21 protein-coding genes are annotated in these 23031 nt (G+C 73.1%); 17 read left to right on the top strand and 4 right to left on the bottom strand.

The features are described from left to right. The first annotated feature begins 26 nt into the window (after positions 1 to 26). From Asi02nite_RS41420 to Asi02nite_RS05885, 6 genes are all read left to right on the top strand, one after another. Positions 27 to 404 carry a cupin domain-containing protein gene (locus Asi02nite_RS41420; protein WP_239126520.1) on the top strand — a complete coding sequence of 126 codons (378 nt, stop codon included), beginning with the start codon at positions 27 to 29 and terminating at the stop codon, positions 402 to 404. Next, positions 401 to 1660, top strand: coding sequence for a beta-ketoacyl-[acyl-carrier-protein] synthase family protein (locus Asi02nite_RS05905; protein ID WP_203711118.1), 1260 nt, complete (start codon positions 401 to 403; stop codon positions 1658 to 1660). Before Asi02nite_RS41420 ends, Asi02nite_RS05905 begins: the two co-directional genes overlap by 4 nt. Next, positions 1657 to 2856 (top strand): beta-ketoacyl synthase N-terminal-like domain-containing protein, encoded by a 1200-nt coding sequence (locus tag Asi02nite_RS05900; RefSeq protein ID WP_203711117.1) that lies wholly within the window; start codon positions 1657 to 1659, stop codon positions 2854 to 2856. Before Asi02nite_RS05905 ends, Asi02nite_RS05900 begins: the two co-directional genes overlap by 4 nt. Continuing rightward, entirely contained in the window at positions 2846 to 5218 is a 2373-nt protein-coding gene (locus Asi02nite_RS05895; protein ID WP_275410273.1) for an FAD-dependent oxidoreductase, read from the top strand. Before Asi02nite_RS05900 ends, Asi02nite_RS05895 begins: the two co-directional genes overlap by 11 nt. After that, complete coding sequence (locus Asi02nite_RS05890) at positions 5215 to 5535, top strand: TcmI family type II polyketide cyclase (RefSeq protein ID WP_203711115.1); 321 nt, start codon at positions 5215 to 5217, stop codon at positions 5533 to 5535. Before Asi02nite_RS05895 ends, Asi02nite_RS05890 begins: the two co-directional genes overlap by 4 nt. Before the next feature lie 156 nt (positions 5536 to 5691). Next, complete coding sequence (locus tag Asi02nite_RS05885; protein ID WP_203711114.1) at positions 5692 to 6078, top strand: VOC family protein; 387 nt, start codon at positions 5692 to 5694, stop codon at positions 6076 to 6078. Here Asi02nite_RS05885 and Asi02nite_RS05880 read toward each other — a convergent pair whose 3' ends face one another. From Asi02nite_RS05880 to Asi02nite_RS05870, 3 genes are all read right to left on the bottom strand, one after another. After that, entirely contained in the window at positions 6079 to 8682 is a 2604-nt protein-coding gene (locus Asi02nite_RS05880; RefSeq protein WP_203711113.1) for a DUF4062 domain-containing protein, read from the bottom strand. Between the two features lie 162 nt (positions 8683 to 8844). Next, entirely contained in the window at positions 8845 to 9516 is a 672-nt protein-coding gene (locus Asi02nite_RS05875; protein WP_203711112.1) for a TcmI family type II polyketide cyclase, read from the bottom strand. Positions 9517 to 9549: 33 nt separating this feature from the next. Then, entirely contained in the window at positions 9550 to 10776 is a 1227-nt protein-coding gene (locus Asi02nite_RS05870; protein ID WP_203711111.1) for a cytochrome P450 family protein, read from the bottom strand. 192 nt (positions 10777 to 10968) lie between these two features. On the opposite strand from Asi02nite_RS05870, the gene Asi02nite_RS05865 reads away from it, so the two are divergent. The 10 genes from Asi02nite_RS05865 (at position 10969) to Asi02nite_RS05820 (ending at position 22257) form a co-directional block, all read left to right on the top strand. Continuing rightward, positions 10969 to 12177, top strand: coding sequence for an ROK family transcriptional regulator (locus Asi02nite_RS05865; RefSeq protein WP_203711110.1), 1209 nt, complete (start codon positions 10969 to 10971; stop codon positions 12175 to 12177). Further along, complete coding sequence (locus tag Asi02nite_RS05860) at positions 12174 to 13052, top strand: carbohydrate ABC transporter permease (protein ID WP_203711109.1); 879 nt, start codon at positions 12174 to 12176, stop codon at positions 13050 to 13052. Before Asi02nite_RS05865 ends, Asi02nite_RS05860 begins: the two co-directional genes overlap by 4 nt. Further along, entirely contained in the window at positions 13045 to 13851 is an 807-nt protein-coding gene (locus tag Asi02nite_RS05855; RefSeq protein ID WP_203711108.1) for a carbohydrate ABC transporter permease, read from the top strand. Before Asi02nite_RS05860 ends, Asi02nite_RS05855 begins: the two co-directional genes overlap by 8 nt. A 26-nt stretch (positions 13852 to 13877) precedes the next feature. Further along, positions 13878 to 15134 carry an ABC transporter substrate-binding protein gene (locus tag Asi02nite_RS05850; protein WP_203711107.1) on the top strand — a complete coding sequence of 419 codons (1257 nt, stop codon included), beginning with the start codon at positions 13878 to 13880 and terminating at the stop codon, positions 15132 to 15134. 9 nt (positions 15135 to 15143) lie between these two features. After that, a complete protein-coding gene (locus Asi02nite_RS05845) occupies positions 15144 to 16223 on the top strand; it encodes a glycoside hydrolase family 15 protein (protein ID WP_203711106.1) in 1080 nt (359 codons plus the stop codon). Further along, complete coding sequence (locus tag Asi02nite_RS05840; RefSeq protein WP_203711105.1) at positions 16220 to 18454, top strand: glycoside hydrolase family 31 protein; 2235 nt, start codon at positions 16220 to 16222, stop codon at positions 18452 to 18454. The genes Asi02nite_RS05845 and Asi02nite_RS05840 overlap by 4 nt, the downstream gene beginning before the upstream one ends. A 77-nt stretch (positions 18455 to 18531) precedes the next feature. Further along, a complete protein-coding gene (locus Asi02nite_RS05835; protein WP_239126509.1) occupies positions 18532 to 19521 on the top strand; it encodes a FecCD family ABC transporter permease in 990 nt (329 codons plus the stop codon). Beyond that, entirely contained in the window at positions 19518 to 20534 is a 1017-nt protein-coding gene (locus tag Asi02nite_RS05830; RefSeq protein WP_203711104.1) for a FecCD family ABC transporter permease, read from the top strand. The genes Asi02nite_RS05835 and Asi02nite_RS05830 overlap by 4 nt, the downstream gene beginning before the upstream one ends. Further along, positions 20531 to 21298, top strand: coding sequence for an ABC transporter ATP-binding protein (locus Asi02nite_RS05825; RefSeq protein WP_203711103.1), 768 nt, complete (start codon positions 20531 to 20533; stop codon positions 21296 to 21298). Before Asi02nite_RS05830 ends, Asi02nite_RS05825 begins: the two co-directional genes overlap by 4 nt. A gap of 11 nt (positions 21299 to 21309) precedes the next feature. Continuing rightward, positions 21310 to 22257 carry an ABC transporter substrate-binding protein gene (locus tag Asi02nite_RS05820; protein ID WP_203711102.1) on the top strand — a complete coding sequence of 316 codons (948 nt, stop codon included), beginning with the start codon at positions 21310 to 21312 and terminating at the stop codon, positions 22255 to 22257. On the opposite strand, the gene Asi02nite_RS05815 is transcribed toward Asi02nite_RS05820, so the two are convergent. Further along, positions 22205 to 22426, bottom strand: coding sequence for a winged helix-turn-helix transcriptional regulator (locus Asi02nite_RS05815; protein ID WP_239126519.1), 222 nt, complete (start codon positions 22424 to 22426; stop codon positions 22205 to 22207). The genes Asi02nite_RS05820 and Asi02nite_RS05815 overlap by 53 nt on opposite strands. A 57-nt stretch (positions 22427 to 22483) precedes the next feature. On the opposite strand from Asi02nite_RS05815, the gene Asi02nite_RS05810 reads away from it, so the two are divergent. Beyond that, positions 22484 to 23023 carry an NAD(P)-dependent oxidoreductase gene (locus tag Asi02nite_RS05810; RefSeq protein WP_239126508.1) on the top strand — a complete coding sequence of 180 codons (540 nt, stop codon included), beginning with the start codon at positions 22484 to 22486 and terminating at the stop codon, positions 23021 to 23023. Positions 23024 to 23031: the final 8 nt, after the last annotated feature.

The following is a 23031-nucleotide window of genomic DNA, read 5'->3' as shown; positions in this document are numbered from 1 at the left end:
GCAGGCCGCAGCGCGCGGTCAAGACGGTGTCCATCGAGGACGTTCCCAGCAACCGGCGGCGCGGCGGCGACATCCGCGTCATCCTGTCGCCGGCCACCGTGGGGTCGACCGCGGGCTTCATGGGCACGCTGCGGCTCGCGCCGGCCGAGGTGGTGACCGAGCACTGGCACCCGTACTCGGAGGAGTTCCTGTTCTGTGTCTCCGGCGGGATCACCGTCCGGCTCGACGGGCGGGAGCTGCCGCTGCGCGCCAACGAGGGCGTGCACATCCCGCTCGGGGTCAAGCACCGGCTGATGAACGACGGCCCCGAGCCGGCGTTCCTGGTCTTCGCGCTGGGCCCGCTGGCGCCCCGGCCGGAGCTCGGGCACGTGGACACCGAAGTGCTGCCGGGGAGCGCACCATGAGCCGTCGCACGGTCGTGACGGGCGTCGGGGTGGTCGCGCCCGGCGGGGTCACCCGGAGCGCGTTCTGGGACATGCTGACCGCCGGGCGCACGGCCACGCGGCGGATCACGTTCTTCGACCCCGCCGAGTTCCGCTCGCAGATCGCGGCCGAGTGCGACTTCGACCCGCGGGCGGCCGGGCTGACCCCGCAGGAGATCCACCGCAGCGACCGGTTCACCCAGTTCGCCCTGGCGGCGGCCGACGAGGCCCTCGCCGAGAGCGGGCTGGACCTCGCGGCCGTCGACCGGGACAACCTGGCGGTGAGCATCGGCAGCGCGGTCGGCGCCACGACCCGGCTCGAGGACGAGTACGTCACCGTCAGCGACCACGGGCGGCTGTGGGAGGTCGAGGAGCGCTACGGCAGCCGGTTCCTCTACCAGGCCCTGGTGCCGAGCAGCGCGGCCGCCGAGGTCGCCTGCCGGTTCGGGGCGCACGGCCCGGCCGCGGTGATCTCGACCGGGTGCACCTCGGGCCTGGACGCGATCGGCCACGGCCACCAGCTCATCGAGGACGGCGACGCCGACGTCGTGATCGCGGGTGCGGCCGACGCGCCGATCTCGCCGATCTCGATGGCGTGCTTCGACGCGATCCGGGCCACCTCGGCGCGCAACGACGACCCGGAGCACGCGTCCCGGCCGTTCGACGCGACCCGGGACGGCTTCGTGATGGGCGAGGGCGGTGCCGTGCTGATCCTCGAGGAGCTCGAGCACGCCCGCCGCCGCGGCGCGGAGATCTTCTGCGAGGTCGGCGGGTTCGCCAACCGCAGCAACGCCTTCCACATGACCGGCCTGCGGCCGGACGGCCTGGAGATGGCGGAGGCGATCACCGAGGCGCTCGACCAGGCGCGGCTCGACCCGACCGCGGTCAGCTACGTCAACGCGCACGGCTCCGGGACGAAGCAGAACGACCGGCACGAGACGGCGGCGTTCAAGCGGAGCCTCGGGCAGCACGCGTACGACGTCCCGGTCAGCTCGATCAAGTCGATGGTCGGCCACTCGCTGGGCGCGATCGGCGCGATCGAGCTGGCCGCCTGCGTGCTGGCGATCCGTTACGGCGTGGTCCCGCCGACCGCGAACCTGGAGAACAAGGATCCCGAGTGCGACCTGGACTACGTGCCCAAGAACGCGCGGGAGCAGCGGATCGACGTCGCGCTGTCCGTGGGTAGCGGATTCGGCGGCTTCCAGTCCGCCGCTGTCTTGAAGAGGTGGACCTCATGACGCGGGCGGTGGTCACCGGGATCGGCGTCGTGGCGCCGAGCGGCCTGTCGGCCGAGGAGCACTGGCGCTCCACACTGGCCGGTGAGGTGCGGGTGGACAGCCGGGACGGCACGCTGGCCGGGCGGGTGGCCGGTTTCCAGGCCGAGGGCGCCGTCGACCCACGGCTGATCATCCAGACCGACAAATGGACCTGGATGTCGCTGGCCGCGACCCGGCAGGCGCTCGACGACGCCAAGTACGACCCGGCGGCGCACGACCCGTACGCCACCTCGGTCGTGCTCGCCAGCGGCTCCGGCGGCAACGAGTTCGGCCAGCGGGAGATCCAGGCACTGTGGAGCCAGGGGCGGCGCGCGGTCACCGCGTACCAGTCGATCGCCTGGTTCTATGCCGCGAGCGTCGGGCAGACCTCGATCCTGCACGGGACGAAGGGTCCCAACCAGGTGCTGGTCTCCGAGGGCGCCGGCGGCCTGGACAGCCTGGGCGCGGCCCGGCGGGTCATCCGGCGCGGGACGCCGACCGTGATCGCGGGCGGCACCGAGGCGCCGCTGTCGCCGTACGCCATCGTATGCCAGCGCACCAGCGGCCTGCTGTCGCAGCGCGGCTACCGGCCGTTCGACGCCGACGCCGACGGCTGGGTGCCCGGCGAGGGCGGCGCGGTGCTGGTGGTCGAGGACGCCACGACCGCGTCGGTGCGCGGAGCGCGACAGATCTACGGCGAGATCGCCGGCTACGCGGCGACGCACGACGCGTACCACCCGGACCGGCCCGCGCCGGACTCCGCGCAACTGGAGCGGGCGATGCGCAAGGCGCTCGCCGACGCGGGTGTCACGCCCGACGAGGTCGGGTTCGTGATGGCCGACGGCGCCGGCACGCCGGCGCTGGACGCCCTGGAGGCGCGGGCGATCCGCGCGGTGTTCGGCCGGCCCGTGCCGGTCAGCGCGCCGCAGGGGTTCGTCGGCCGGCTCTGCTCGGGCGGTGCGGCGCTGACCGTGGCGACCGCGCTGCTGGCCCTGCGGGACGGCGTCGTGCCGGCGGTGGGCAACCTCGCCCGGCCCGGCCACGACCTGGACCTCGTGCGCGAGCCGCGCCGGCTCGACGCCGACGTGGTGCTGGTCAACGCGCGCGGGTTCGGTGGTTTCAACAGCTCCGTCGTCCTGCGGCGGCACCGGGAGGAAGGTCTGCGCGATGCCGGATGACAGTCCAGTTCGGACGATTCTACGGATGCGGGCCCGGGAGGGCTGCGCCGAGGCGTTCGAGGCCGCCTGGCGGGTCGCCGCAGACGAGATCAGCCGGGTGCCGGGCAGCCTGCGCCAGGAGCTGATCCGGGACGCGGAGGACCCGCGGACCTTCCTGATCATCAGCGACTGGCGCGACCAGGAGGCGCTCGACGCGTTCGGGCCCAGCGCGGCCCGGGAGACGCTCACCGCGGCGCTGCGGGATTTGCGGGAGTCGGGCGAGAAGAGCACGTACGACCTGCTGCAGACCGTGATCGGCCACGGCCCGCGGATCCGGGTGCGGGTCACCGTGACCGTGGCCGAGGGCGAGGAGGCCGCGTACGAGAAGGCCTACCGCAAGGTGGCCGAGCGGATGCGCGGCACGCCCGGGCACGTGCGGGAGGAACTGCTGCGCGAGCCGGGCACCGGGACCTACCACATCTTCGCGGAGTGGCTGGACGAGGCGTCGTTCAACGCCTGGACGGACGACCAGTCCCATCTGGACCAGACCGCGCCGCTCATCCAGTACATCTGCGAGAACTTCGAGCGGGCGACGTACCACATCGTGGCCCGGCCGGAGGAGAGCCCCCAGCCGGGGGTCGTGGTTCAGGCACCGCGGCCGCAACCCCAGCCTTCGCGCCAGCCGGAGCCGTCGCGGGAGCAGGCGCCGAAGCCGGCGCCGGCGGCCGTGCCCAACGAGAGGTCTGCTGTGGACAGTTCAACCGACGTGCTCGTCGTGGGCGCGGGCCCGGCCGGCCTGACGGCGGCGATCGAGCTGGCCCGGCGCGGCGTCGCCTGCCGGCTGGTCGAGAAGCGGCCCGACGACAACGGCACCGCCGACAAGGCGATCGGCGTGCAGTGCCGGACGATGGAGATCTGGGAGAACATCGGCGTCGCCCGGGAGGCGATGGACGCGGGCATCTGGCTGCACGGCCAGACCGTGTTCGTCAACGGCCGGCAGACCCACCAGGTCGACTGGGACCTGCCCGACCTGCCGTACGCGCACGTCGGTCTCCCCCAGTACGAGACCGAGGCGATCCTGACCAAGTGCCTCGCCGGGCACGGGGTGCGGGTCGAGCGCGGCGTCGAGCTCAAGGAGTTCACGCAGGACGCCGACGGCGTGACCGCCTACCTGCTGGGCGCCGACGGCCGCGCGGAGACCGTGCGGGCGCAGTACCTCGTGGGCGCCGACGGCGCGCACAGCACCGTGCGGCAGAAGCTCGGGCTGACCTTCGAGGGCGGCATGGGCATGTTCCCGCAGCTGTTCATGCTGGCCGACGTCGACCTCGACTGGACGATGCCGGAAGGGCACCTGCTGCGCTTCATCGAGGTCGAGGACGACGAGATGAAGGGCATGCTCGTCTGCGTGCCGCTCAAGGGTCGCAACCGCTGGCGGGTGGCCACGCTCGCGTCGCCGCGCCTGCAGGCCGAGATCGGCTCGAACCCGATCCCGCCGGGCTTCTCCGCCGAGTACGACCCGCCCTCGCTGGCCGACGTCCAGGTCGTGCTGGACCAGCTCGCCCCGTCGGGAACGACGGCGACCAACCTGCGCTGGGCGTCGATCTTCCGGATCAAGCACGGCATCGTCGACCGTTACCGCGACGGCCGGGTGTTCGTCGCCGGCGACGCCGCCCACCTGCACCCGCCGGCCGGCGGCCAGGGCATGAACACCGGCATCCAGGACGCCTGGAACTTGGGCTGGAAGCTGGCCCTCGCGGTCCGCGGCGACGCGGCGCCCGCCCTGCTGGAGAGCTACGAGGCCGAGCGGCGCCCGGCCGGCAAGGCGATCGTCGACCGCGCGGTGAAGATCGCGTTCACCGACGAGATGGACATGGACGACGAGCGCGAGCAGTTCCTGCTCGAGATGCAGATGACGCTGAGCTACGCGGGCAGCGCGCTGGTCGGCGAGCACGGCGAGCAGTTCGACGGCGGGCCGCGGCCGGGCGACCGGGCGCCCGACGTGCACGACCTGCGGCGCTTCGGGGTGGGTCACGGGGTGCGGCTGTTCGAGCTGACCCGCGGCACCGGGCACACCCTGCTCGCGTACGCGGACGGCGGCACCACGGAGGCGGACTTCGCGGGCTTCGAGAAGCTGGCCGAGAAGGTCCGCGGGTTCGTCAACGTCTACGTCCTGGCCGCGCCGGACGCCACCGTGCCGGACGGGCTCGACCTGCCGATGCTGCGGGACACGCACGGCGGCTTCCGCTCCGCGTACGGCCTGCGCGGCACCGCCGCGTACCTGATCCGCCCCGACGGGCACGTCGGGTTCCGCACCGCACCGGTCGACCCGGCGGCGCTGGACGCGCACCTCGCCGGCATCTTCGCGCTAGGGGGAACCGCATGAACCGCACCGTGATCGTCGCCAAGATCCAGCCCGACGCGCAGCAGTCGGTGGCCCAGATCTTCGCGGCCTCCGACGCCACCTCGCTCCCCCACGACCTGGGGGTCCGGGCGCGCTCGCTCTACTCGCTCAACGACCTCTACCTGCACGTCATCGAGTTCGCCGACGACCCGACGGCGGCGCTGCGCAAGGGTCCGGAGCTGCCCGGGTTCCGGCAGATCAGCGACGACCTGCGGGCCTACATCAAGCCGTACGACCCGGCGACCTGGAAGTCGCCGCAGGACGCGGTGGCCCGCGAGTTCTACCACTGGCGGGGCTGACCGTCCGACGCCGCGGAGGGGCCCCGTTGCGGGGGCCCTCCGCTCGGCGTTCAGGGACTGGGTGGTCCGCGGCTCCGAGTTCGTCCCGCAGGAGATCACCCTGCGCCTGCCGGGCCGCCTGTGGGATGACTGAGCGGCCTCGGTAGCGTCCGGCGGATGAGCAACCTGCTGGAGATCGTGCTGGACTGCCGGCACACGGCCGAGCTGGCGCGGTTCTGGGAGGTCGCCCTCGGCTGGCGGATCCGGCCCTACGACGAGTCCGAGATCGCGCGGCTCGCCGCGCTGGGCCTGACACCGGAGACCGATCCGACCGTGGCCATCGACGCGCCGGACGGTTCGCTGGTCTTCTTCCTGCAGGAGGTCCCCGAGCCGAGGACCGCCAAGAACCGCATGCACGTCGACGTCCGGCTCCGGGACGAGGCTCATCTGGCGCACCTGCTGCGGCTGGGCGCCACGGTGGTCTCGGAGCACGACGGCTGGCGGGTCCTGGCCGACCCCGAGGGCAACGAGTTCTGCGCGCGGCAGCCGGCGCAGGCCGCCTGATCAGCCGACGTCGTCCTCGCGGTCGGCCTCCTCGACCGCGCCGCGCAGGCCCAGGCGTTCGCCCTCGCGCCAGGAGCGGTCGAAGCGGGCCTCGCCGAGGTGTGCGCGCAGCGCGGCCAGGTCCACGCCGGTGGACGGCCACGGCGGCACGTACGCCTGCATCCACAGCACGCTCGACGGCGTCTGGAACGTGCCCGCCGCCGCGGTCAGCCGGACCGCGCGGACGTGCCGGCCGCGGGCGCTCTCCAGGTCCGCGAGCGCGGCGAGGAACAGGCCGACGCTGGAGACGTCCCCGCTGGCCGCCGACGACCGCAGGCCGATCCGCAGGCTGTCGTGCGCGCCCCCGAAGTCGGCCCGGGCGACCGCGACCACCGCCGCCGTGTAGCGGGCCACCACGAGGCCGAGGTCGTCATCGACGCGGACGGAGATCCGCATCGCCTCCTCGAGGTGCAGTGCCGCCGTGTCCGGGTCGCCGGTGCGCAGCGCGAGCATGCCCAGCCGGCTGTGGAACAGGCTGACCAGCCAGTGCTCGTCGGTCCGCACGGCCAGGTCGTACGCCAGCCCGAGCAGCTCGCGGGCCCGGTCGATGTCGCCGTCCTGGGCCGCGTAGGACGCCAGCGGGCCCAGCGCCCGGGCCTCGGCGACCTTGTCGCCCGACTCGCGGGCCAGCGCCCGGGCCTCCTCGAAGAAGGCGCGCGCCCGGTCGTGCCGGTGGGAGACGAGCTCCATCGCGCCGGCCGCCACCAGCGCCCGGCCGAGCAGGAACGGGTCCAGCAGCGCCCGCTGGTCGAGCACGCGGCGCAGGTAGCGCACGCCCTCGTCGAGGTAGCCGCGACGCCACCAGAGCTGCCAGATCGACCAGCCGATCCGAACCGCGTCGCCGGGCCGGCGACGCTCCAGGAACCAGTCCAGCGCGGCGTCGAAGTTGCCGTGCTCGCGGTCCAGGCGTTCCAGCCACTCCGACGACGCCCCGGTGTTGAGGTACGGCTCGGCGGCCGCCGCCACGGCCAGGTAGTGCGCGGCGTGCCGCTCCCGGGTGGCGTCGTGGTCGTCGCCCAGCCGCTCGCGGGCGAAGTCGCGCACGCTGTCGATCACCTGGAACCGGATCGGCTCGTCGGCCTCGTCCCGGCTGACCAGGGCGGCGTCCACCAGGGACTCCAGCGCGGCCAGCACGTCCGGGTCGTCCTCGCCCGCCACCGCCTCCACCGCGGCGAGGTCGAAGCCGCCGGAGAACGCCCCGATCCGCGCGAAGAGCCGCTGCGCCTCCGGCGGCAGGAGGTCGTAGCTCCAGGCGAGCGTGTCGCGCAGGGTCCGCTGCCGGGCCGGTCGGTCGCGGGGCCCGCCGGTGAGCAGGCTGAGCTGGTCGTCGAGGCGGGCGGCGATCGCCACCGGCGGCAGGATCGGCACACGGGCGGCGGCCAGCTCGATGGCCAGCGGCAGGCCGTGCAGCCGCCGGGTTATCTCGAGGACCGGGCCGGCGTTCTCGTCGGTCAGCGTGAACCGCCGGTCGGCGGCGCGGGCGCGGTCGACGAAGAGCTGGACGGCGCTGAACCGCTGCGCGACGGCCGCGGAGACGGTCCGCGTCGACGGCGGCGGGGTGCGCAGCGGCTGGACCGCGAAGACCCGTTCGGCGGTCAGCCGCAGCGGCGCGCGGCTGGTCACCAGCGCGGTCACGCCGGGCGCCGCGCTCAGCAGCGTGGCCAGGTGCGGCGCGCTGCCGGCGACCTGCTCGAAGTTGTCGACGACGAGGAGAAGGCGCTTGGCGCGCAGGAACGAGGTGGTGTCGTCCAGGGAGCGCACGCCGCCGGAGGTACGCAGCCGCAGCGACCGGGCGAACGCCTCCCCGACGGCCTCGGGACTGGTCGCGGCCGACAGGTCGACGTACCGGACGCCGTCGGGGTAGCCCGCGGCGACCCGTTCCGCGACCGCGGCGGCCAGCCGGGTCTTGCCGACGCCGCCCGGCCCGGCCAGCGTGACCAGCGGCACCTGCTCGTCGGTCACCATCGTGGAGACCATCTCCAGGTCGATCTCCCGGCCGAGCAGCTGGGTGCGCGGCACCGGGAGCCGGCGCGGGTCGGCCGGCTCGGGCTCCGGTCCGCCCGGCTCCGGGCGGCCGACACGCTGGAAGCGCTCCGAGAGCAGCACCGCGATGTCCTGCTGCACGAGACCGCGCAGCTCCTCGGCCGAGCCGAAGCGGCGGTACGAGAGGTCGCCCGCCCGCCGGATCGAGTCGAGCAGCGCGGCCAGCCGCGGGTCCCGCGCCGGGGCGGGCTCGCGCACGTAGATCAGCCGGGGCATCCCGTCGGCGAGCCGGTACTCGTCCTCCAGCCCCGAGATCGTCATCCCCGGACCGACCCAGCCGTAGCTCGCGTCGTACACGCCGATGAAGATCTGGCTCTGCGCCAGGTACGACCGGTAGACCTCGCGCGGCGGGTGGGGCCGCGCGCCAGCCTCGAACATGACCGGCTGGAGGCGCAGCGCCGTCACCGCCTCGCGGACCGCCGCCCGCTCGGTCGCGAGCTCCGCGAGCGTCGAGCTGACGAACACCCGGAGCCGCTGGTCCGGGGTGAGGATGACCCGCTCGCCGCCGTCCAGGTCGGGCATGAGGTTCTCCTCCTCGGAGCCGGGCCGCACAACGCTAGGGGGGCGCGGGCCGAAATCCAACGGAGAACCCGGCCCCGCCCGGGTGACCCGCGTCACCGGGGCGCCGAACAGGCCGAGGGGCGTACGCGGGATCGCGCACACCCCCCATCCGGCACACCCGACTCAGTCGCTGGCCTGCCAGCTGTAGAACGGCTTGGCGACGGAGTCCTGCGGGCCACGCCAGCTCGCCGGGTCGTACGGCGCCACGTACGGTGCCAGGTCCTCGATGATCTTCGTGAACGCCGGCGCGTGGTGGTTCCCGCCGAGGCCCTCCGCCACCGCGGCGTCGGAACGCTCCATCAGGTGCACGTACACGTCGTCGATCGAGTAGAGCCAGCGGCCGCCGACGCCCATCTGGGTCGGCAGCGGTCCCTCGTCGGACTCGCGGAAGATCCGGGCCACCTCGGGCTCGGAGCCGGGCTTGATGCGCTGCACGATGAGCAACGGGTTCGCACCGCCGCCCGCCGACGACCGCTGCGGCGACACCCAGCTGTAGAACTCCTTGGCCACCGAGTGGGACGGGTTCTCCCAGTCCCGCGGGTACGGCGTCACGTACGGCGCGATGGCCTCCGCGATCTCCTTGAACGCCGGCAGGCCGCGGTTGTTGCCGGTCACCGCCGGGTCCTGCGCCCGCTCGACGACGTGGATGTAGAGGTCCTGCAGCGACAGCAGGATGCGCCCGGTCACGCCGACGTCCTGCGGCCGCGTGACCTTGTCGTAGTGGCCGAACACGTCGGCGACCTTCTGCTCACTGCCCGGGACGATGCGGCAGACGATCACGTTGCGGTATACCACGGCTGCTCCTCACAAAGGTTGGACAATGTCGGGTCAGGCGGAGAAACGGACGGGAAGCTCGATCAGGCCGCGGAACGGCGACGCCGCCGGCAGCCGGCGCAGCTCCTCGGCCGGCTTGGCGAGCCGCAGGCCGGGCAGGCGGCGCAGCAGGGCGCCGATGCCGAGCTGCGCCTCCATGCGGGCCAGCGAGACGCCGAGGCAGTAGTGCACGCCGTGCCCGAAACCGAGGTGTGGTCCCCGGTCGCGGCGCAGGTCGAGCCGGTCCGGGTCCTCGAAGTGCTCGGGATCGTGGTTGGCCGAGTTGATGACCACCCCGACGATCGATCCCTCGGGGATCCGGACGCCCTGGTACTCCAGGTCCTCGGTGGCGATCCGCGGGCTGGCCACCGGCAGCGGGCCGTCGAACCGGAGCAGCTCCTCGATCGCGTGCGGGAGCAGCTCCGGTGTCTTGCGCAGCAGGTCGAGCTGGTCCGGGTTGGTCAGCAGCGCGACCATCGCGTTGCCCATGAAGTCCGCGGTCGTCTGGTGGCCCGCGAACAGCAGCAGGAAGGTGGTGCTGACCAGCTCCCGCTCGCTGAGCACGCCCTCCTCGTCGCAGGCCGCGATCAGCATGCTGACCATGTCGTCGCCAGGCTCCGCGCGCTTGGCCGTGACCAGGTCGGTCAGGTAGCCGTGCAGCCAGGCCTGCGCCTCCTGCACGGCCGCCTTCTCCACCGCCGGTGGGCGGCCGGACGACCCGGACTCCCGGATCACCTGCGTCCAGTCGAGCACGCGCTCGCGGTCGCGCGTCGGGATGCCGAGCAGCTCGCCGATCACCATCATCGGCAGCGGGATCGCGAAATCGCGCATCAGGTCGGCCTCGCCCCGCGGCACGATCCGGTCGACCAGCTCGGCGACGATCTGCGCGACCCGGGGCCGCAGCGCTTCGAGCCGGCGCGGCGCGAACGCCCGTGAGGTGATCTGCCGCAGCCGGCTGTGCTCGGGCGGGTCGGAGTTGAGCATGTTCTTGTTCAGGCCCTCGGAGTTCGGCCCGAAGATGCGCAGGAAGTGCTGTCCCGGCCCGTACAGGTCCTTGGACAGCCGCGGGTCCGTCAGCGCGGCCTTGGCGTCGTCGAACCGCGTGATCAGGAACGAGTCGAACCGCGGCGACGTGACCGGACACACTGGACTGTCCGTGCGCATCTTGGCGAAGGCGGGATAGGGATCCACCGCGAACTCGTCGGTGTAGAGATCCGCCGCCGGTACGGCCTGGTCCGTCATCGTGCCTCCTCCAGCTCACGGCGGCGCCGCCCGTGCGGCGAACCGCGTCAAACCGGACATTAGCTCCGCTTCACGAGGTTTTCGGCAGTTTCATATCTTTATGCCGTTTCGGTGGAAGCAACGCCCTCTTGACGACGCGCCGGGCCGCCCCTAGATTGCTCACTAAATTTAGCCTCGAACAAAGGCGGGTCGATGGCACGGAGCGGGCAGGTATCACCGCGCGGCGATCTCGTCCGCGCCGCCGTGCTCGGCCTGCTCGGCACCCGCGGTGCCTCGTCCCGCGCCGACATCGCCCGCGTGCTCGGCATCAGCCCCGCGACCGTCACCCAGACCACGAAGGAGCTCCTGCAGCGCGAGCTGATCACCGAGCTGCGGTCGGTGCCCAGCAACGGCGGCCGGCCGGCCACGCTGCTCGGGCTGGTCCGCGCCGCGGGCGGCGCCATCGGCGCCAAGGTGACCGCCGACCACGTCGCGATCGTCTCCGTCGACCTCGACGGCACCGTCCGCACGTCGCGGTCCGTCCCCTTCGACCCGTCGCGGCCGGCGGCGCTCGAGGCGCTTGCCGGCATCCTCCGCGACGCTGTCGCCGCCCACGACGGTCAGCTGCTCGGCGTCGGCGTCGGCCTGCCGGGCGCGGTCGACTCCCAGACGAGCGGCCTCGTCGACGCGCCGACCCTGGGCTGGAGCCGGTCGCCGGTCGGCCGCCGGCTGCGCGACGCGCTCGGTGTGCCGGTGCTCGTCGACAACGACGTCAACACCCTGGCCGCGGCGCAGATCGTCTACGGCCACGGGCGCGAGTACGCGTCGTTCATGGTGGTCACGATCGGGCTCGGCATCGGCTGCGGCACCGTCTTCCAGGGCTCGGTGAGCCGCGGCGCGCACGGCGGGGCCGGCGAGATCGGGCACATCCCGGTCACCGACGACGGGCCGTCGTGCGGGTGCGGCAACACCGGGTGCCTGGAGGCCTACGTCGGCGAGGCCGGCCTCCTGGCCGCCGCCGTCGAGGCGGGCGCGATCGGGCCGCGCGGCACCATCGCCACCCTGGCCCGCGCCGCCCGGGCCGGCAAGCCCGCCGCCGCCGCGATCTACCGCGACGCGGGCCGGCTGTTCGGGCGCACCCTCGCCGGCGTCGTGCACACCGTCGACCCCGACCTGATCGTGCTGATGGGCGAGGGCATCCGGGACTGGGCGCTCTGGGAGACCGGGTTCGAGGAGTCGTTCCGAAGACAGCTCATGCCCGCCCGGCGTGGGATCCGGGTGCTCGCCGAGTCGTGGTCCGAGGACCAGTGGGCGGTCGGCGCGGCGAGCCTGGTGCTGGCGTCCCCGTTCGACGCCGTGGCCGCCGGCGCGCAGGGCGAGCTCGTCCGGGCCCGGTTGCAGACGCCGGAGGCCGCCCGATGAGGAAGCGGAAGCGGCATACCGCGGGCTGGGCGCTGTTCTTCCTCGCGCCGAGCGCCGTACCCCTGCTGCTCTTCACCGCCGTGCCGATGGTCTCGTCCCTGTGGGTGAGCCTGCACCGCTGGAACCTCATCTCGCCGATGGAGTGGGTAGGCCTCGACAACTACACGCACCTGCTGAGCGACCCCGGCACCCGCGACGTCTTCCTGCACACGCTGGCCTACTGCGCGGGCTATCTCCCGCTCGTGTTCGCCGGCGGGCTCGGGCTCGCGCTGCTGCTCAACCAGCGGATGCCGGGCCGTGCCTTCTTCCGCGCCGCGTACTTCCTGCCGGTCGTGACGAGCTGGGTGGTCGTCGCCCTGGTCTGGAAGTGGCTGCTCAACCCGACCAGCGGCCTGGTCAACTCGCTGCTCGGCGCGCTCGGGGCACCGCAACCGGGCTGGTGGACCGACCCGGCCTGGGCGCTGCCGGCGGTCATCCTCGCCTCGGCCTGGAAGGACCTCGGCTTCGTCATGGTGATCATGCTGGCCGGGCTGCAGGCGATCCCGCAGGACGTCGTCGAGGCCGCCCGCACGGACGGCGCCGACGCGTGGCAGCGGTTCTGGCGGGTGACGCTGCCGCTGCTGTCGCCGTCGACGTTCTTCGTCGTGGTGATCTCACTGATCAACGGCTTCCAGGTCTTCGACCAGGTGTACGTGATGACCGGCGGCGGTCCGTCGGGCGCCAGCCAGGTCGTCGTCGGCCAGATCTACGACCTCACCTTCCGGTACGGCCGGGCCGGCGAGGCGAGCGCGCTGTCCTGGATCCTGTTCGCCGTCATCCTCGTCATCACCGCGCTGCAGGTGCGCGGCCAGCGCCGGTGGGTGCACCATGCGTAGCACAATCGTGCGGGTCGTCGGCGTCGCCGCCGGCGCGGCCGTCATGCTCGCGCCGTTCCTGTGGACCGTGGTCACCTCGATCACCCCGGACGGCAGCCTGGCGGGCGGCCCGACGCTGATCGTCGAGGATCCGACCCTGGCCGCGTACCGGGAGCTGCTCGACGCCCTGCCGATGTGGCGGATCGCGTTCAACTCGTTCTGGATCGCGGCGGCCTCGACGCTGTTCCAGCTCGTCACCGGCTCGATGGCCGCGTACGGCTTCGCCCGCCTCGCCTTCCGCGGCAAGGGCCTGGTCTTCGGGCTCTACCTGGCGACGCTGATGGTCCCGATGCAGGTGCTGGTCGTGCCCCTGTTCATCGAGATGAAAACGCTCAACCTGCAGGACACCTACCTGTCGCTGCTGGCACCGTCGATCGCCTCCGCCTTCGGCGTGTTCCTGCTCCGCCAGGCGGTCGAGTCGGTGCCCCGTGAGCTCGACGAGGCGGCCACCATCGACGGGGCGGGGCACCTGCGGGTCTTCACCACGATCGTGCTCCCGCTGATCCGGCCCACCCTGGCCACCGTCGCGGTCTTCGCGTTCATGGGCAGCTGGAACTCGTTCCTCTGGCCGCTGGTCGTGATCCGGTCGCCGGAGCTGATGACGCTGCCGCTGGGCCTGTCCACCCTGCAGGGCCAGTTCACCACCGACTGGGCCGTGGTGATGGCCGGCTCCGTCTTCTCCGTGCTGCCGATCGCCGTCGTCTACCTGCTCGCGCAGCGCCACATCATCGCCGGGATCGCGCACACCGGCATCAAGTAGCAGTCCATCCCCTCGAAAGGAACGACATGAGGAGTCTCGTCAGACGCGGCGCCGCACCCCTGGTCGCCGGACTGGTGCTGGCGCTGGCCGCCTGCTCGCAGGGGTCGGCCACCCGCACGGAGGAAGCCGCGGGCGGCAAGACCACCGTCCGCTACATGAACTTCTCCGCGAACGACGGCCACGAGAAGGACCTCGACGCGATCAAGGCGGCGTTCGAGTCCGCCAACCCCGACGTCACGGTCCAGATCGAGACCATCCCGTACGCCGACTACTTCACCAAGCTCCAGACGGCGGTCGCCGGTGGCACGGCGGGCGACGCGTTCGAGCTCAACTACGAGAACTTCGTGACCTACACGGCCAACGGCTCGCTGGCCGAGCTGACCGGCGTCGACGCGGCGCCCTACAAGCCGTCGCTGCTCGACGCGTTCAAGGCCGACGGCAGGCAGTACGGGCTGCCCGCCTCCTTCAGCAACGTCGTGCTCTTCTACAACAAGGACCTGTTCGCCGCGGCCGAGGTGGACCCACCGACGGCGAGCTGGACGTGGGCCGACGAGCAGGCCGCCGCGGCGAAGCTGACCGACAAGGGCAAGGGCGTCTGGGGCGACTACCAGCCGATCTCGTTCTTCGAGTTCTACAAGACCCTCGCCCAGGCCGGCGGCACGTTCCTGGCGCCTGACAAGAAGTCGGCGACGTTCGACTCCGACGCCGGCCGCAAGGCCGCCGAGTTCCTGGTGTCCAAGGCCGGCACGACGATGCCGACCGAGGCACAGGGCGCCGGCACGCCCGACTTCGACTCCAAGCTGTTCAAGGACGGCAAGCTGGCCATGTGGCACAGCGGGATCTGGATGTTCTCGAGCCTGGCCGACGCGACGTTCGACTGGGACATCGTCGTCGAGCCCGGTGACACCACCAAGGCGTCGGCGATGTTCACCAACGGCGCGGTGGTCTCGGCGGCGAGCAAGCACAAGGAGGCCGCGCAGAAGTGGGTCACGTTCCTCACCTCGTCGGACGCGATGGTGAAGGCGCGGCTCGACACGAGCTGGGAGCTGCCGCCCGTCGCCGACACCGGCAAGGTCGCCGGCTACCTGACCGCCGGCAAGCCGGCCAACCGGCAGGCCGTCTTCGACTCGCTGGACGCCACCGTGCTGCCGCCGGTCGTCGAGCGGCAGCAGGAGATGCAGGACGCCGTGACCAAGGAGCTGTCCGCCGCCGCGGCCGGCCGCAAGGACGTCGCCACCGCCCTCGCCGACGCGGCCAAGGCCGTCGACGCCCTGCTCTCCTAGGAGGTTCCGTTGCCGACCACCGTCGCGCTGGCCGCCCGTAGCCACGCCGTCATCACGTCGCACCAGGACGCGGGAGGCGCCTATCCGGCCTCGCCGACCTTCTCGGCGTACCGCGGCTACGCGTGGCTGCGCGACGGTGGTTTCACCGCCGAAGGGGTGTCGCGGTACGGCGACACCGCCTCGGCGGACCGGTTCCACGACTGGGTCGACCGGGTGCTGGTCGCCCGGCGTGGGCAGGTCGACGAGCTGCGGTCGGCCGGCGGCGCGGTGCCGGTCGAACGCATGCTGCCCACCCGCTTCACCTTCGCCGGCGACAACGGCTCGGACCCGTGGTGGGACTTCCAGACCGACGGGTACGGCATCTGGCTGTGGGCGGTGGTGACCCACGCGGAGCGGCACGGGCTGGACCTGTCGCGCTGGCGGGCGGGGATCGAGGTCGCCGTCGACTACCTCACCGCTTTCTGGGACCTGCCCTGCTACGACTGGTGGGAGGAGCACGTCGAGCAGCGGCACGTGTCCACGCTCGGCGCGATCCACGGCGGACTGCGGGCGGTCCTTCCTTACCTCGGCGGCCGGCGCGCGACCGACGCGGCGGGCGCCGCCGACGCCGCCCGTCACCTCGCGCTGACCGAGGGCGTACGCGACGGGCACCTGGTCAAATGGCTCGGCTCGACCGCTGTCGACGGCTCGCTGCCCGCGTGCGTGGTGCCGTTCGGGCTCGTCGACGTCGCCGATCCGGTCGCCGCGGCCACGCTGGCCACGGTCGCGGCCGATCTCGACGTCGACGGCGGTGTGCACCGGTTCCGTGCCGACGTGTTCTACGGCGGCGGGCAGTGGCTGCTGCTGTCGGCGCTGCTCGGCTGGAACCTCGCCCGGGCCGGCGACACCGCGGGCGCGCGGCGGCATCTCGCCTGGATCGCCGACCACGCGACCGCGGACGGGGAGCTGCCCGAGCAGGTGCCGGACCACCTGCTGCACCCCGCGAGCCGGCAGGAATGGCTCGACCGCTGGGGGCCGGTGGCCACGCCGCTGCTCTGGTCGCACGGCATGTACCTGATCCTCGCCGACGAGCTGGGAGTCCTGGCATGAACCTGGTGACGCACCGTCCACACGGGATCGAGCACCCGTACGCCACCTCGCTCGACCAACGGGTGCCGGTGCTGCCGTCGGTCGGCGAGCGCGTGCTGCTCGGCGTGTGGGCCGATCCGTCGGTGACCTCCGTGCGCTGCGAGTGGGCCGGGGCCGAACTGCCGCTCACGCCACGGGTCGCCGATGCCGCCGACGCCGCCGCGCTCGCCGGGGGCGAAGGCCATCTCGCGGGCGCGCAGGCGGCGTCGCTGGGTGGCGAGGGCGGCTGGGCGGTCGAGTCGCCACCCCTGACCGACGTGGCCGGCTACGACTACCGGTTCACCGCGACCACCGCCGACGGGCGGGTGGAGACCACGGCCTGGTTCCACGTCGCGCCGGCGCGGTGGACCACGACGCCGCCCGTCGGGCTCGACGCGACGCTCGTCGGCGGCGGCGAGCGGGTCGTCGACGGGTCGGTCGAGTGGCTGGTGACCGGAGCCGGCGTGCACCGGGCGCGGTTCGCGCTGGCCCTGCGGCCCGGCGACCACGTCGTCGGGTTCGGCGAGCGGTTCGACCACCTCGACCAGGCCGGGCGGCGGCTCGACGCGGTGGTCTTCGAGCAGTACAAGGCGCAGGGCGCGCACGGTCGCACGTACCTGCCGATGCCCTTCGCCCATGTGATCGGGCCCGACGGCGCCGGCTGGGGCTTCCACGTGCGGACCAGCCGGCGCACCTGGTACGACGTCGGCGCCGACCGGTTGGTCGTCGAGGTCGCGCTCGGGGGCGGCACGGCCGAGAAGGTCGACCTCGGTGTGTACGCCGGCAGCCCGACCGAGGTGCTCGGCGCGTTCCTGGACGAAGCCGGTCGCGCCGAGGAGCTGCCGGCCTGGGTGTTCCGGCTCTGGGCGTCGGGCAACGAGTGGAACACGCAGCGGATCGTGCTGGACCGGATGGACAGGCACCGCGAGCTGGACATCCCGGTCGGCGCGGTGGTGATCGAGGCGTGGAGCGACGAAGAGGGCATCATGATCCCCCGGGACGCGGTCTACGCGCCGCGCACCGACGGCTCGCCGTTCCGGGACGCCGACTTCAGCTATCCCGCCGACGGGGCGTGGCCCGACCCCGCCGGGCTGGTCGCGGAGCTGCACGCGCGCGGCATCAAGGTGCTGCTGTGGCAGATCCCGCTGCTGAAGACCGCGGCGTCCGAGCCGGGGTTGCACGCGCAGGTGCTCGCCGAGGGCGCGGCGCTGGTCGCCGGCGGGCACGCGGTGCGGGAGGCGGACGGTTCGCCGTACCTCAATCGCGGTTGGTGGTTCCCGAAGTCGCTGATGCCCGACCTGTCGACGCCGGAGACCCGCGCGTGGTGGACGGCGAAGCGCGACTACCTGGTGCGCGACTGGGACGTCGACGGGTTCAAGACCGACGGCGGCGAGCACGCCTGGGGGCACGACCTGGTGTACGGCGACGGCAGCCGCGGCGACGAGGGCAACAACCGCTACCCGGTGCACTACGCCCGGGCCTTCGGTGACCTGCTCCGCGCGCACGGCAAGGCGCCGGTCACGTTCTCCCGCAGCGGCTTCACGGGGTCGCAGGCGCACGGCGTGTTCTGGGCGGGCGACGAGGACTCGACGTGGGAGGCGTTCCGGAACTCGGTGACCGCCGGGCTGACCGCGGCCGCCTGCGGCATCGTCTACTGGGGCTGGGACCTCGCCGGGTTCTCGGGGCCGGTGCCCGACCCGGAGCTGTACCTGCGCGCCGCCGCCGCGGCCACCTTCATGCCGATCATGCAGTACCACTCGGAGTTCAACCACCATCAGCGCCCGCTGCGCGACCGTACGCCCTGGCACGTCGCGGAGACCTCCGGCGACGAGCGGGTCGTGCCGGTCTTCCGGAGGTTCGCCCACCTGCGCGAGCGCCTGGTCGGCTATCTGGCGCGGGAGGCCGCCACCACCATCGCCACCGACCGGCCGCTGATGCGACCGCTCTTCTTCGACCACCCCGCCGATCCGCACGTGTGGCGCCGGCCGCGGCAGTGGATGCTCGGCGCCGACCTGCTCGTCGACCCCGTCACGGCGCCGGGTGCCGTGGACTGGGTGAGCTATCTGCCGGCGGGCGACTGGGTCGACGTGTGGACCGGCGCGCGCGTCGCGGGCGGGCAGGAGCGGCGGCGGGACGTGCCGATCGACCTGATCCCGGTCTATTGCCGGGCGTCGGCGTGGCCCTCGTTCGACGGGGTGTTCGACGTGCGCTAGATCACCAGTCGAGACACGACGCGGGTCCGGCCATTAATCTGCCCTTCGCGTTAGGGCAGGCTTAGCTAAGGACTCGGGTGCGTCGACGACTGGTTGTGCTGGCGGGGGCGGCGTTGCTCCTGCTGGCGGTGCTGGCCAGCCTCGCGGTGGGCAGCAACCCGCTGAGCGTGGGCCGGGTCTGGCACGCGCTGTTCTCCCCCGACGGCGGCGAGGCGGCCAGCATCGTCTGGGACCTGCGGGTGCCGCGCACGCTGCTCGGCCTCGTCGTCGGCGCCGCACTCGCCGCGGCCGGCGTGCTGCTGCAGGCGCTGACCCGCAACCCGCTCGCGGAGCCGCGGATCCTCGGCATCAGCGCGGGCGCCTCGCTGGGCGTGGTCGTCGCGATCACGCTGTTCGGCATCGGCTCGCTGACCGGGTACGTCTGGTTCGGCATCCTCGGGGCGCTCGGAGCGGGCCTGCTCGTCTTCGGCGTGGCGGCGCGGACCCGGGACGGTGCGTCGCCGGTGACGCTGGCGCTGGTCGGCGCCGCGCTGGACGCCAGCCTCGGCGCGATCACCGCCGGCCTGCTCAGCGCCGACGCGCGTACGTTCGAGGAGTTCCGGTTCTGGGTCGTCGGCGGGCTGACCGGGCGCGACTCGGCGGTGGCGCTGCAGGTGCTGCCGTTCCTGCTGACCGGCCTGGTGCTCGCCGCCGTCGTGGCCCGCGGCCTCGACTCGCTCGCGCTCGGCGACGACGTCGCCCGCGGCCTGGGCACCCGGGTCGGGCTCACCCGCATCGGCGGTGGCGTGGCCGCGGTGCTGCTGACCGGCACGGGCGTCGCGGCCGCCGGCCCGATCGCGTTCGTCGGGCTCGCCGTGCCGCACCTCGCGCGCTATCTCGTCGGCAGCGACCAGCGCTGGGTGCTCGCCGTCTCGGTGCTGATCGGTCCGTCGCTGCTGCTCGCCGCCGACGTGATCGGCCGGGTGGTGGCGCTGCCCGGCGAGGTCTCCGCCGGGATCGTCACGGCGCTGATCGGCGCACCGCTGCTGGCCGCTCTGGTCACCCGGGCCAAGGTGGTGTCGGCATGAGCGCCGTCTCGTCGGTGCGGGTCGGTCGTGTCTCGCTGCTCGTGCGGCGCCGGGCCGTGGTCGTGTCGCTCGTCCTGGCCGCGCTGGTGGTCGTCGCGCTGGTGTTCGCGCTCTGGCTGGGCAGGCCCTATGTCGCGCCGGTCGACGTGCTGCGGTCGCTGTCCGGCGCGGGGACGCCGTACGACGTGGTGGTGCAACGGCTCCGCCTGCCCCGCGCGGTGCTGGCGGTGGCGGTCGGCGTGCTGTTCGGCGTGGCCGGCGCGCTCATCCAGAGCGTGGCCCGCAACTCGCTGGCCAGCCCCGACATCATCGGCATCACCCAGGGCGCGGGCCTGGCCGCGACGATCGCGCTGACCAGCGGCGCGGCCGCGGCCGTGATCGCGCCCTCGGCGCTGGCCGGTGGTCTCGCCGCCGCGGCGCTCGTGCTGCTGCTCGGCGCGCGGCACGGGCTGGCCGCGAAACGGTTCGTGCTCGCCGGTGTCGCGGTCGCCATCGCGCTGCGGGCGCTGACCGAGATCGTCATGCTCACCGCGGAGCCGATCGACGGCCAGCGCGCGCACATCTGGCTCGTCGGCACGCTCGCCGGCCGCGGCTGGACGGAGACGGCCTGGCTGACCGGCACGCTGGTGGTGCTGCTGCCGGCGCTGCTCTGGGCCGGCTGGTCGCTGCGGACGAGCTCCCTCGACGACGACACCGCCCGCGGGCTCGGCACCCGGCCGGTCGCCCGCCGCGTCGGCCTGGCCGCCGCCGGTGTGCTGCTCGCCGCGATGGTCACGGCGCAGGTCGGCGCCGTCGACTTCGTCGCGCTGGTCGCGCCGCAGGTGGCCCGCCGGCTGGTCCGCGCCGAACGCCCGCCGCTGGTCGCCGCCGGCCTCGCGGGCGCCCTGCTGGTGGTGCTCGCCGACCTGATCGGCCGGCTGCTGTTCGCGCCGACGCAGCTGCCGGCCGGCGTGGTCACGGCCGCGATCGGTGGCCCGTACCTGCTGTTCCTGCTCGTCCGGAGGAAGTCGTGAAGCTGACCGCACAGGATCTCGCCGCGGGCTACCACGACCGCGCGGTCTTCGCCGGGCTCGACCTTTCGTTGCCCGACGGCGAGTTCACGGTGATCGTGGGCCCGAACGCGTGCGGCAAATCGACGCTGCTGCGGGCGCTGGCCCGGCTGCTGCCCGCCCGCGCCGGCACGGTGCTGCTGGACGGGGCCGACATCACCTCGCTGCCGACCCGCGAGGTGGCCCGGCGCCTCGGGGTGCTGCCGCAGAGCCCGCTGGTGCCCGAGGGCGTCACCGTCTCGGACCTGGTCGGTCGTGGGCGCCAGCCGCACCAGCGGTGGTTTCAGCAGTGGTCGCCGTCCGACACGGCCGCGGTCGCCGAGGCGATGGCGCAGGCCGGCGTCGCCGAGCTGGCGGCCCGCCCGGTCGACCAGCTCTCCGGCGGGCAGCGGCAGCGGGTCTGGATCGCGATGGCGCTGGCCCAGCAGACCGGCACGCTGCTGCTCGACGAGCCCACGACGTTCCTGGACCTGGCGCACCAGGTCGAGGTGCTCAACCTGCTCAGCCGGATGCGCGACGGCGGCCGCACCGTCGTCGCGGTCCTGCACGACCTCAACCAGGCGGCCCGCTTCGCGGACCACCTCGTCGCGATGCGCGACGGCCGGGTGGTCGCCGCCGGCCCACCCCGCGAGGTGGTCACCGCCGACCTGGTCCACGACGTCTTCGGGCTCGACTGCGTGGTCGTGCCCTGTCCCGTGAGCGGCGCACCGCTCGTCCTACACACCTGAAGGATCTCGTGATGTCCACCCGTAGAACCGCAGCTTCGCTGCTCGCCGGCCTCGCGCTGGCCGCGGCGGCGCTGACCGCCTGCTCCTCCGACCCGGTGGCCCCGGCCGCCGACGAGGCGGGCACGCGGCAGATCACCCACGCGATGGGCACGACCACCGTCCCGGCGCACCCGAAGAAGGTCGTCGTCCTCGACACGGACAAGATCGACACGGCGGTCAGCCTGGGCATCACCCCGATCGGCGCGACGCAGCTCCCCGAGTACGACAAGCCGCCCGCCTACCTCGGTGACCTGTCGTCGGTGAAGGACGTCGGCGAGATCTCCGAGCCCGACCTGGAGGCGATCGCCGCCCTGCAGCCGGACCTGATCCTCGGCAGCAAGTTCCGCCAGGAGAAGTTCTACGACGAGCTGTCCGCGATCGCGCCGACGGTCTTCACCGACCGGGTGGGCATCACCTGGAAGGAGAACTTCCTGCTGGACGGCAAGGCGCTGGGCGAGGAGCAGAAGGCCAAGGACCTGCTGGCGGCGTACGAGAAGCGCGCGAAGGACCTAGGCACGAAGATCCCGAACGCCGCGGCCGTGAAGGTCTCGATCGTGCGCTTCATGCCGGCCGAGATCCGGGTGTACGGCCCGGAGGGCTTCTCGGGCATCGTCCTGGGCGACGTGGGCCTGGGCCGCCCGGAGCGCCAGCTCCTGGCGAACAAGGAGGACAAGCGCTTCGACAAGGTGAGCCCGGAGCGCATCTCCGACCTGGACGGTGACGTCATGTTCGTGACGGCCCAGGGCCCGACGGCCCAGGCGCAGCAGAAGAAGGTCACGGACGGCCAGCTCTGGAAGGACCTGGGCGCGGTCAAGGCCGGCAAGTCCTGGGACGTGGACCCGGAGACGTGGATGACCGGCATCGGCGTCACGGCGGCCAGCAAGATCCTCGACGACCTGGAGAGCCACCTGGGTTCCTGACCCTGACCCCGGCCCGGGGCGGCTGCTCGTCGTAGGCGTCCCGGATCACCAGCCCGTCACGTTCCATCGCGCGTTGCGTCTCCGACAACACCTTCGGGCTGATCGACCGCAACGGCACCCGCAGCTCGTTGAACCGGCGCGGCCCGTGCTCGAGGCACAGGACCAGCATGGCGGTCCATTTGTCGGTCGCGCCGTCACCGCCGAGGCACTGCGTCGCGGACACGCCGTGACCCCCGTCGTCCGCGATCTCGCCCGCCATCGCGACCTCCCGACCGCCGTCCGCGGCGACGTCACCGAGGCACGGGAGGTGGCCGCGATCGTCCGCGGTCACGACGCCGCGGTCAACGCCGTGAGCCCCGCCTCCGGGCCGGCCGAGCTGGCCCGTCTCGATCTCGATCCCGCGTTCTTCGTCCGGGCGTCCGACGCGCTGATCGGCTCCGGGGTGCCGAGAATCGTGGCGATCGGCCTGTTCAGCAACCTCGACGGCGCTGAGCTGCCACCCGCGCCGTTCCGGGCGTTCGCCGCGGCGCACGCCGCCGGGTTGGACCGGCTGCGGGAGTCCGGCACCGACTGGGCGATGCTCACCCCGCCGGCGACGCTGCTCGTGGACAGCCCACGCCTGGGCCAATACCGCCTCGGTACCGAGACCGCCGAGGCCGCGGCGTCCGGAATCCTGTCGTACGCGGACCTGGCCGTCGCCGTCCTCGACGAGATCGACAACCCGACGCTGCACCGCACCCGCGCCACCGTGTTCAACAACGCATAGACACGGAG

Origin of the sequence: Asanoa siamensis (genome assembly GCF_016862555.1) — a bacterium.
In the GTDB taxonomy this organism is placed as follows: domain Bacteria; phylum Actinomycetota; class Actinomycetes; order Mycobacteriales; family Micromonosporaceae; genus Asanoa; species Asanoa siamensis.
The sequence above is the reverse complement of the archived record's forward strand: the minus strand, read 5'-3'. Positions and strand labels throughout refer to the sequence as shown.

Excerpts from the sequence above, each read along its gene's own strand:
- Asi02nite_RS05905 (WP_203711118.1), top strand. The coding sequence starts at position 401 with ATGAGCCGTCGCACGGTCGTGACGGGCGTCGGGGTGGTCGCGCCCGGC.
- Asi02nite_RS05900 (WP_203711117.1), top strand. The coding sequence starts at position 1,657 with ATGACGCGGGCGGTGGTCACCGGGATCGGCGTCGTGGCGCCGAGCGGC.
- Asi02nite_RS05895 (WP_275410273.1), top strand. The coding sequence starts at position 2,846 with ATGCCGGATGACAGTCCAGTTCGGACGATTCTACGGATGCGGGCCCGG.
- Asi02nite_RS05890 (WP_203711115.1), top strand. The coding sequence starts at position 5,215 with ATGAACCGCACCGTGATCGTCGCCAAGATCCAGCCCGACGCGCAGCAG.
- Asi02nite_RS05885 (WP_203711114.1), top strand. The coding sequence starts at position 5,692 with ATGAGCAACCTGCTGGAGATCGTGCTGGACTGCCGGCACACGGCCGAG.
- Asi02nite_RS05880 (WP_203711113.1), bottom strand. The coding sequence starts at position 8,682 with ATGCCCGACCTGGACGGCGGCGAGCGGGTCATCCTCACCCCGGACCAG.
- Asi02nite_RS05870 (WP_203711111.1), bottom strand. The coding sequence starts at position 10,776 with ATGACGGACCAGGCCGTACCGGCGGCGGATCTCTACACCGACGAGTTC.
- Asi02nite_RS05865 (WP_203711110.1), top strand. The coding sequence starts at position 10,969 with ATGGCACGGAGCGGGCAGGTATCACCGCGCGGCGATCTCGTCCGCGCC.
- Asi02nite_RS05860 (WP_203711109.1), top strand. The coding sequence starts at position 12,174 with ATGAGGAAGCGGAAGCGGCATACCGCGGGCTGGGCGCTGTTCTTCCTC.
- Asi02nite_RS05855 (WP_203711108.1), top strand. The coding sequence starts at position 13,045 with ATGCGTAGCACAATCGTGCGGGTCGTCGGCGTCGCCGCCGGCGCGGCC.
- Asi02nite_RS05850 (WP_203711107.1), top strand. The coding sequence starts at position 13,878 with ATGAGGAGTCTCGTCAGACGCGGCGCCGCACCCCTGGTCGCCGGACTG.
- Asi02nite_RS05840 (WP_203711105.1), top strand. The coding sequence starts at position 16,220 with ATGAACCTGGTGACGCACCGTCCACACGGGATCGAGCACCCGTACGCC.
- Asi02nite_RS05830 (WP_203711104.1), top strand. The coding sequence starts at position 19,518 with ATGAGCGCCGTCTCGTCGGTGCGGGTCGGTCGTGTCTCGCTGCTCGTG.
- Asi02nite_RS05820 (WP_203711102.1), top strand. The coding sequence starts at position 21,310 with ATGTCCACCCGTAGAACCGCAGCTTCGCTGCTCGCCGGCCTCGCGCTG.
- Asi02nite_RS05815 (WP_239126519.1), bottom strand. The coding sequence starts at position 22,426 with ATGCTGGTCCTGTGCCTCGAGCACGGGCCGCGCCGGTTCAACGAGCTG.